Origin of the sequence: Planomonospora antibiotica (genome assembly GCF_014647955.1) — a bacterium.
In the GTDB taxonomy this organism is placed as follows: Bacteria; Actinomycetota; Actinomycetes; order Streptosporangiales; family Streptosporangiaceae; genus Planomonospora; species Planomonospora parontospora.
Genome location: NZ_BMQE01000049.1, coordinates 44,856 through 53,668 on the forward strand (window position 1 = coordinate 44,856; position 8,813 = coordinate 53,668).

The window sequence follows — 8,813 nt, forward strand, 5'->3', positions numbered from 1 at the left end:
CTTTCCTTCAGACGGATGTTCTCTACGGGGTGGAGGGCCGCCCGCCGGGCAGGCCGCAGAACAGCAGCACCTGCTCGACCAGCTGCTCCTCCCGTGGCACCAGGTAGAAGTGGTCGCCGGAGAAGACCCGCAGCCGGAACGGGCCCGTGGTGTGGCGCTCCCAGGCGGCGGCCTCCTCGCGGTCCACCTCGGGGTCGGCGTCGGAGACGCACGCGCACACCGGGGTGCGGACCGGCCGCAGGCCGCGGGGCCGGTGGGTCTCGATGAGCCGGTAGTCGGCGGCCAGCGTGGGCAGGACCAGCTCGCGCAGCGCCGGGTCGTCCAGGACCTCCTCGCTGGTGCCGCCCAGCCGCCGCAGATCCGCCAGCAGCGCCTGCTCGCCCCCCCGGTGCACCTCGGTACGGCGCAGCCGGTCGGGTGCCGGGCGGCCGGAGACCACCAGCCCCGCCAGCGGGCCGTCCAGCTCGGCCTCCAGCCGCAGGACCGTCTCGTGCGCGACGGCGGCGCCCATGCTGTGGCCGAACAGGGCCGTGGGGACCCCGGCCAGCGGACGCAGCGCGGCCGCCGCCGGCCCGGCCAGCTCGTCCATGGTCCGGGCGTGGGGTTCGCGCACCCGGTCCTGGCGGCCGGGGTACTGCACGCCGTACAGCTCGACGCCCTCCGGCAGGCGGGCGCCCCACGTCCTGAAGAAGCCGGCCGCGCCGCCCGCGTGCGGGAAGCACACCAGGCGCAGCCTGGGCACGTCCTGGACGCGCAGCGGCCGCAGCCACTGCTCGCGCCGCCCGGTGGTCGTGATGGTCATTCCGGCTCCTCCTCCAGCTCCGTTCTCGCGGCGGCGATCAGCTCGTCGGCGGGCATGGGACGGGGCGGCGGGCCCGACAGCCGCTCGGGGAAGCCCAGGGCGGCGGCCGTCGCCTGCCAGACCGTGCTGACGGCCAGCTGGTACTGCCCCGCACGCAGCGGATCGACTCCGTCACACGCCGCCGTCCACGTTCCCATGATCGCCCGGTGGGCCCCTTCCGGCCACATGGTCGCGAGAATCTCCCGGTATGTCGGGGTCTCTGCGGGGCCGATGACACCGGCGGCGGGCAGGTCGAGGCCGGGATCGGCGGCGGCGTCCAGCCGGGTGGTCTTCCTGGCCTCGGCGGGCAGGTACGGGCGCGGCGACCACAGCACCGGGCCGTGGGTGCCGGCCAGCGTGAGCGTGCCGCCCTCGGCGCCGATGGTGACGCGGTGCAGCAGGTGGGCGTGGTTGTCGGGGTCGGCGGGGTGCAGCTGGTTCTGCACCCGCAGCGTGCAGGGGATGCCCGCCAGCATGCCGTCGATCGTGCGGAACGGGCCGGCGCCGGTGGGCGGGGGCAGGTCGAAGGGCCGCAGCCCGCCCAGCGCCCGGCCCAGGATGTCGAACAGGTGGTAGGAGACCTGCACGCCGCAGGCGGCCTCGACGTACACCGGCCGCAGCCTGCGGGCGGCGGCGATGAAGCGCCGCACCGGCGGCAGGTGCACGTAGTGGCTGTTGACCTGGTAGACCACCCGGTGCCGGCGGGCGGCTCGCAGCGACGCGGCCAGTTCCTCGCGCAGCAGCGGCCCCTCCTGCAGCACGTGCACGCCGCGGGCCATCAGCTCGGCCGCCACCCTGCTGCCGGGGCCGCCGTTGACGTCGGCGAGCAGGACGACGCACGCCAGGTCGACCTCGCCGGGCACGTCCTGGACGCGGGTGTACAGGGGCACGCCCGCCTCTTCCGCGCACGCCCGCGAGCGCGGGCCGCCCCTGGCCAGGACGCCGACCGGCTCGAAGGCCGATCCGGGTGCGGTGAGGGCGGCCAGGTGCACCCGCCCGAAGCCGGTGCCGCAGACCAGCACGCGGGGTCGCCGGCTCACAGGACCCCCTCCTCGACGGGCTCGCCCGACGGCTCCCGGACCTCCGCGGCCGGGTCGTCGCGCAGGTCGCGCAGCACGCCGTCCGGGTCGAGCACGTCGGCCGCATCGTGCGCGCCCGGCGGGACGCGGCCCGCGGCGACCTCCCGGACGGCGGTGGCGGCCAGCGCGGCGGTCAGCTCGTAGCCGTCTGCGGCGCCGACGACCAGCACCCGGCCGTCCAGGTCGAAGACGAGCCGGAAGTACGGCCGGCGCCCGAGGCCGTCCAGGCGGGCGGCCAGCTCCAGCTCCTCGGCGATCCGCTCGGGGTCCCGGTCCCCGGGCGCGGACAGCGCGCGCAGCGTCCTCTCGCCGTCGAAGACGCCCCACCACTCCACCTCGGCCAGGCCGAGCGCGCGGGCCAGCCGCTCGGTCTCACGGCTGAGGTAGGGGTAGGCGCTGACGCGGCCGGGGAAGTGGGGCAGGGCGACCCGCTCGGCCGGGCGGAGCGCGCCGCGGATCACCTGGTGGCCCCGCCAGGCCGCCAGCGGGACGGCGTAGTCGCCCGCCAGGGAGGCGACGTAGTCCAGCGCGGCGGCCCGGGTGAAGCGGTCCAGGCCGCCGACGCGGGCGACCAGTCGGACGGGCCGGCCCGCGCCCCGGGCGAGGGCGCGGGGCAGCAGCGCGGACAGGCCGGGCATCATCCCGGCGGCCAGCACCGCCGCGCGCCCGCGGGCGAGGGCCGTCAGGCGGGCGTGGTCGAGCCGGTCGCCGGCCACGTCCACGTAGTGGGCGCCGGCCTCCAGCGCGGCCCGTGCCACGGTGTCCTGGATGCGGGCCGAGGGGCCCGCGCAGTTGACCACGACGTCGCACCCGGCGCAGAAGCCGGCCAGCCGGGCGGCCTGCGCGATGTCCACGGCGACGGCCTCGTCGCCGGGGCGGGCGGTCCGCCGTACCCGGTCCGGGTCCCTGCCGCCCAGGCGCAGCGGTCCGGGCAGGCGGCGCACCAGTGCGCGGCCCACCGCGCCGCAGCATCCGATCACGCCGACCCTCATGACCCCTCCCGGTGGATGCGGGCCAGCAGGGCGGCGACCTCCTCCACGTGGGGTGGTCGCAGGCAGCCGAAGTGGTCGCCGGGGATGTCGGCCACCCGCAGCTCGCCCAGGCACAGCTCGCGCCAGAATCCGGTCATGTCGTCGCGCAGCCACGGCAGGAAGCGGGTGTCGCCGAGCTGGCGCAGGAAGGTGATGTCACCGGCGTACGGTTCCGGCCGGTGGGAGCCGACCGCGAGCAGGCTGTGCCGTACCACCTGGAAGGAGGTGTCCACGTGCTGCTCGACGGCCGGGTCGGCGTGGCCGGCGCCGGCGCGGCCGATGGCGGCCAGCCGCTCGGCCCGCGGGCGGGCCGCCTGGGCGCGGAAGGCCTCGGCGGCGGCCGCCGGCCCGCCGGTGAGCCCGGTCACGCGTCCGGCCGGCACCCGGTCGGGATCCTCGCGCATGAGCAGCTCGAAGACCTCGGACATGAGCCCTTCGTCGGCCGGATAGCCGACCTCGCCCGGGTCGACGCCCATGACCTTGGCGAAGACGTACTCCGCGATGAGCTCGTCCTCGATGATCCTGGGCAGCGGGTAGCTGCTGATCACGGTGAGGCCGGCGACGTCGGCGCCCGCCTCGGTGAGCTGCCTGGCCACCTCGGTGGCCAGCAGGCCGCCCATGCAGTAGCCGACCACCTGGAAGGCGGGCGCGCCGGTGTCGAGCAGCGCGCGGGCGTAGCGGGCGGCACGGCGCTCGATCAGCCCGCGCGGTTCCTCCGCCAGGTAGGCGTCCACGTCGGTGACCGCGAGACCGGCCAGCGGACCGCCCCCGGCCGCCAGCAGCCGTGACAGCGCCCGGTAGGGGGCCAGGGTGCCGCTGCCCTCGTGGACCAGCACGCGCAGCGGGCCGCCGGCCCCCGGATCGCCGCCGAGCGGGATGAGCGGGGAGCCCTCCGCGCGACCGCCGGTCTCCTCGCGGCCGCCCCCGCGGCGCAGTTCCCCGGCCAGCGCGGCGACCGTGGGCCGGTGCAGGATGTGGCGGACCAGGTCGTCCCAGTGGACGCCGGCCGCGGCCGCGACGCGCTCGCGCAGCGCGGCGGCCAGCTTGGCGACCACGAGCGAGTCGCCGCCGAGGTCGAAGAAGTCGTCGTCACGGCCGACCTCGGGCAGGTCCAGCACCTCGGCCCACACCGCGGCCAGCTCGCGCTCGAGGTCGTCGCGGGGCGGGCCGCCCGCCGAGGTACGGCTCGCGGCGGCGCGCGGCAGCCAGGAACGCAGCGTGGCGGTGTCCACCTTGCCGTTGCGGGTCAGCGGCAGCTCGTCGACGATCTGCAGGTGCGCCGGGATCATGTACTCGGGCAGCCGCCTGGCCAGATGCCCGGCCAGCGAGGCGACGTCCGGCGCCGCCCGGTCGGCCTTGAAACGGGCGGCGAAGACGTGCTGGCCGAGCGGCCCGGTGACGTCGTGGGGTTCCGGCAGGCAGACGGTGGCGTCGGCGCCCGCCTCGCGGAGCAGGTCCAGCCACTGCCCGCGGCCGAGGAAGGTCTGGTCCAGGCCCCTGCGCAGGTCCTCGTAGTCCCACTTGCGCGGGTCCTTCTCCGGCATCATGAACTCCATCGAGGTCATGATCTGGTAACTGTCCTCGGTGGTCTCGATGAAGACCAGCCAGCCGCCGGGGCGCAGCATCTGGACCAGCCGGTTCAGCACGCGGCCGGCGTGGCGGGAGTTGTGCAGCACGTTGGCGCACAGGATGACGTCGACGTCGTTGGGTGCGTAGCCCTGCTCGCGGAAGTCCTCGTTGACGTCGAACAGTCCGTAGCGCACCCAGGGCAGGTCGCCGAAGCGCTTGCGGGCCTCGGTGAGGAAGAAGGAGGACACGTCGGTGAACAGGTAGTCGACGTCGAACTCCGCCAGCGCCGGGATCGTCTGGGCGCTGGTGCCGCCGACGCCCGCGCCGACCTCCAGCACCCGCAGGCGGCCCTCGTGCCGCGCGGCGATGCGGCGCAGCATCTCGACGGCGGCGTGGTTGACGTAGCGGCTGATGATGTTCTCCCGGTAGGCGGCCTCGGAGATCTCCAGACGGCCCTCGGGGAACAGCAGCGGCAGCGGGTCCATCTCGTCGCGGACCAGCTCCGGCAGGTGGTCGGTGCTGGTCTTGAAATACGAGATCAGCGCGGCGGGGTAGCCGTCCTCGCGCTGCAGCTCGTCCACCGCGCGCCAGGCGGCGTCGAGGTCCTCGGCGGCGGCGGTGCGCACGGCGCGCAGGACCTCGCCCTCACGCGTCAGGAAGCCCTCGTCCTGGAGCACGCGCAGCCAGCGCCGGACCAGGCGGTGGTGCCGGGGCGCGGCCTTGACCGCGTGGACGACCTGTTCGGCGGTGGCCGTGTCGCCGGGCTTGCCGAACACGCCCTGGCCGGCGAGGGCCCGCATGATGCCGACGACCGCCGCCCTGTCGAGCCGGGCGATGAACTCCATGAGCTCGGTGCGGTCGATGTGCGCGGTGTGCGGGTCGGCGGCGCGGGAGGCGGCCGTGCGCAGCTCCCGGGCCGGGTCCGCCGCCGGTACCCCCTCGGTCGCGGCGCGGCGGACGGGCTGGGCGAAGCCGGCCAGGCGGCGGTCCATGCCCTCGCCGTCGACCAGTACGTGCGCGGCGGCGACGGCGGGGTGCTCCTGCAGGGCGGCCTCGACCTCGGCGAGCTCGATCCGGTGCCCGCGGATCTTGACCTGCCGGTCCTCGCGGCCGAGGAACTCGATCACCCCGTCCTCGCGGTAGCGGCCGAGGTCGCCGGTGCGGTAGAGGCGCTCACCGGTCTCCGGGCGGCGGATGAAGCGCTGGGCCGTCTTGTCGGGATCGCCCAGGTATCCCAGTGCCAGCCCGGCGCCGCCGATGTACAGCTCGCCGGCCACCCAGTCGGGGCAGGGCCGCAGCGCGTGGTCCAGCACGTGGAAGGTCTGGTTGGCCAGCGGCTTGCCGTACGGGATGCTCGTCCAGTCGGGTGAGGGCTCGTCTATCGGGTGGTGGATCGACCAGATCGACGCCTCGGTCGCGCCGCCGAGGCCGACCAGCTCCAGCCCCGGCAGGTGGGCGCGGATCGCCGGGGGCAGCGTGACGGGGATCCAGTCGCCGCTGAGCAGGGCCAGCCGCAGGGTGGGCAGGTCCGCGCCGGCGCCGGCGGCCAGGTAGTGCTCCAGCATCTGGAGCTGGGCGGGCACCGAGTTCCACAGGGTCACCCCGTGCTCGGCGATCAGCCGGGCCCAGGAGGCGGGGTCGGTGCGGCCGGCCGGGTCCGGCAGCACGAGGGCGCCGCCCGCCGCCAGCGGCCCGAAGACGTCGTAGACCGACAGGTCGAAGCCGAGGCCCGCCAGTCCCAGCACGCGGTCCGCCGCGGTGACCGAGAAGCGGCGGTTGACGTCGGCGACGGTGTTGAGCACCGCCTCGTGGGAGATCATCACTCCCTTGGGGTCGCCGGTGGAGCCGGAGGTGTAGATGACGTAGGCCAGGTCGCCGGGACGTGCGGGGCTCGCGGGCGCGGGAGCGGTGGAGGGCGGCAGCGTGTCGACGTCGATGCAGCGCACACCCGCCGGGCGCTCGCCGGTCCACGACTGGGTGAGCGCGGTGGTCACCCCGGCGTCGGCCAGGATGCGCTCGCGCCTGACCGGCGGCTGGCCGGTGTCCACGGGCAGGTAGGCGGCTCCGGCCAGCAGCGTGCCGAGCACGGCGACGACCTGTTCCCAGCCCTTGTCCATGACGATCGCGACCGGCGCGTTCCCGGCGCCCGCCAGGCGCTCGGCCACCGCGGTGGCCCGCGCGAGCAGTTCGCCGTAGGTGAGCGTACGGTCCGCGGCGAGGACGGCGGGTGCGTCGGGTGCGTCGGCGGCCTGCGCGACGACGGGCTCGTGCAGCAGCCCGGCGGGCCGGGGCGCCGCCGTGGCGTTGGCGTGCTCGCGCCGCCCGGCCTGCGCGGCGGGGAGCGCGACCGGCGAGGCCGACTCCCAGGCGGCGTCGGAGGCGGCCAGGTCGAGCAGCAGCCCGCGCAGGGCGTCGAACATGTCCTCCACCAGCCCGTCGGGGAGGACGCCGTCGCGCACGTCCGCCCTGACCTCCAGGGCGCCGCCCTCCACGAGGGCCTGGCAGTCGATCCACACCTGGGGGGTCTGGCTCCGGCCGTACACGACCTCGGCCAGGCCGCTCATGCCCTCGTTCTCGTCGCCGAGGCCGACGGTACTGGTGAAGACGACCGGCATGAGCGCGGCCTGCCTGCCCTTGCGGCGCGCGATCTCGCGCATCAGCTCCACGCCGGAGTAGAGCCGGTGGTCCAGGTCCTCCCAGAGCCGCCGCTGGAGTGCGGCGGCGCGGGCGGTGAAGTCGCCGCCGGCCGCGCCGTCCACCTCCAGGAGGCTGACCGCGGTGAAGTCGCCGACGAGCGAGCCGACCTGGGGGTGCAGCGGCCGGCGGTCGAGCAGGGTGAGGTTGAGGCAGAAGGCCGGCTGGCGGCTCCAACGGCCGACGACCTCGGCGAAGGCGGCGAGCACCGCGGTGGAGGGCGTGACGGCGTGCGCCGCCGCCCGCTCGCGCAGCCCCTGCCACTGCTCGGGCGTGAAGGCGGCCCGGTGGCGGGTGAAGGTCCCGCGCGCCCGGATCTCGGGCCGCTCGCGCAGCGGCAGCTCGGCGGCGCCGGGCAGGTCGTCGATCCGGTCCTCCCAGTAGCGCCGGTCGCGCTCGTAGGCGGCGCCGTCGCGCAGGCCGCGCGCGGCGGCCACGTAGTCGCGGAAGGTGGCCTCCAGCGGCGGCAGCTCGGCGGCCGGGTCGAGGTAGAGCCGCTTCAGCTCGGTGAGCAGGAGCTGGATGCTCAGGTAGTCGGCGATGAGGAAGTCGACCGAGACATGGAGCAGGTCGCGCTCGCCGGTCCGGGTGACCCGCACCTCGAACAGCGGCCAGACGGCGGGGTCGTAGACGCGGCCGTCCATGGCGGCCCTGGTGGCGGCCACGTGCGCGGCGACCTCCTCGGCGGGGCGGCCGGTGAGGTCGGCGGCCTGGACGCGGTAGCGCGGCGCCGCCGGGGCGGTGACCTGGTGGCCCTCGCGGTGGACGGTGGCGCGCAGCATGTCGTGCCGTTCGACGAGCCGGTTCCAGGCCTCCTCCATCCGCTGCGGGTCCAGGTCCTCCATGGCGAGCTCGGCGTAGACCTGGCAGGCGGTGCCGCCGTAGTCGAAGGCGTCGCCGCGGCCGAGGAGGTAGGCGGCCTGGACGTCGGTGAGGGGGAACGGATCGTGCCGGTGCGCGGGGTCCGGCGTCAGCCGCGGCGCGGCGGGACGCCGCAGGTGCTCCAGCAGCTCGTCCTTGCGGGCGGCCAGCAGCGCGCGGCGTTCCTCGGTGAGCACGCCCTGGGGAGCGCGGAACCGCAGCCGTCCCGACTCCTCCCACAGGTGCACGCCCTCGCGGGCCAGTTCGGCGATGAGCTGACCGGCTGTCATATCGTGCCCTCCTCGAAGGCTTCGTCGTCGTGACGCTGTGCGATCAGGGCCGCGTGCTCGGCGATGGTCGGCCCGGCGAGCAGCTCCCGCAGGGGGAGCTCGACGCCGAACTCGATCCTGATCTCCTCGGCCAGGCGGGTGGCCAGGATGCTGTCCCCGCCGAGGGCCACGAAGTTCTGGTGCCTGCCCACCCGCGGCACGTCGAGCAGTGCCTGCCAGATCCCGGCCAGGGCCTCCTCGACGGGCCCGGCGGGCGGGGCGTCCTGCGCCTCGCCGCCGCCGTGCTCCTCGGCCAGGCGGGCGACCGCGGCGCGGTCGACCTTGCCGTTGGCGTTGAGCGGGAGGTCCGGCAGGACGGTGACGGCGGCGGGGAGGGCGTAGGACGGCAGCCGCTCGGCCAGCCAGGCGCGCAGGCCGGCGTCGTCCAGGCCACCCCCGGCCACCACGG

At 75.8% G+C, this 8,813-nt stretch carries 5 protein-coding genes; all 5 read right to left on the bottom strand.

Features of this window, described 5'->3' with window-relative positions; all coding sequences use genetic code 11:
* Positions 1-22: 22 nt before the first annotated feature.
* Positions 23-802, bottom strand: coding sequence for a thioesterase II family protein (locus IEZ06_RS30140; protein WP_189240077.1), 780 nt, complete (start codon positions 800-802; stop codon positions 23-25).
* Positions 799-1,881, bottom strand: a complete 1,083-nt coding sequence (locus IEZ06_RS30145; protein WP_189240078.1) for a Gfo/Idh/MocA family oxidoreductase — start codon at positions 1,879-1,881, stop codon at positions 799-801. Before IEZ06_RS30145 ends, IEZ06_RS30140 begins: the two co-directional genes overlap by 4 nt.
* On the bottom strand, positions 1,878-2,912 hold the full coding sequence (locus tag IEZ06_RS30150; RefSeq protein WP_189240079.1) for a saccharopine dehydrogenase NADP-binding domain-containing protein: 1,035 nt from the start codon (positions 2,910-2,912) through the stop codon (positions 1,878-1,880). The genes IEZ06_RS30145 and IEZ06_RS30150 overlap by 4 nt, the downstream gene beginning before the upstream one ends.
* Positions 2,909-8,365, bottom strand: coding sequence for a non-ribosomal peptide synthetase (locus tag IEZ06_RS30155; RefSeq protein WP_189240080.1), 5,457 nt, complete (start codon positions 8,363-8,365; stop codon positions 2,909-2,911). The genes IEZ06_RS30150 and IEZ06_RS30155 overlap by 4 nt, the downstream gene beginning before the upstream one ends.
* Positions 8,362-8,813, bottom strand: a 452-nt coding sequence (locus IEZ06_RS30160) for a phosphopantetheine-binding protein (protein ID WP_189240081.1), incomplete at its 5' end; no start/stop codon positions are given. The genes IEZ06_RS30160 and IEZ06_RS30155, both read right to left, overlap by 4 nt.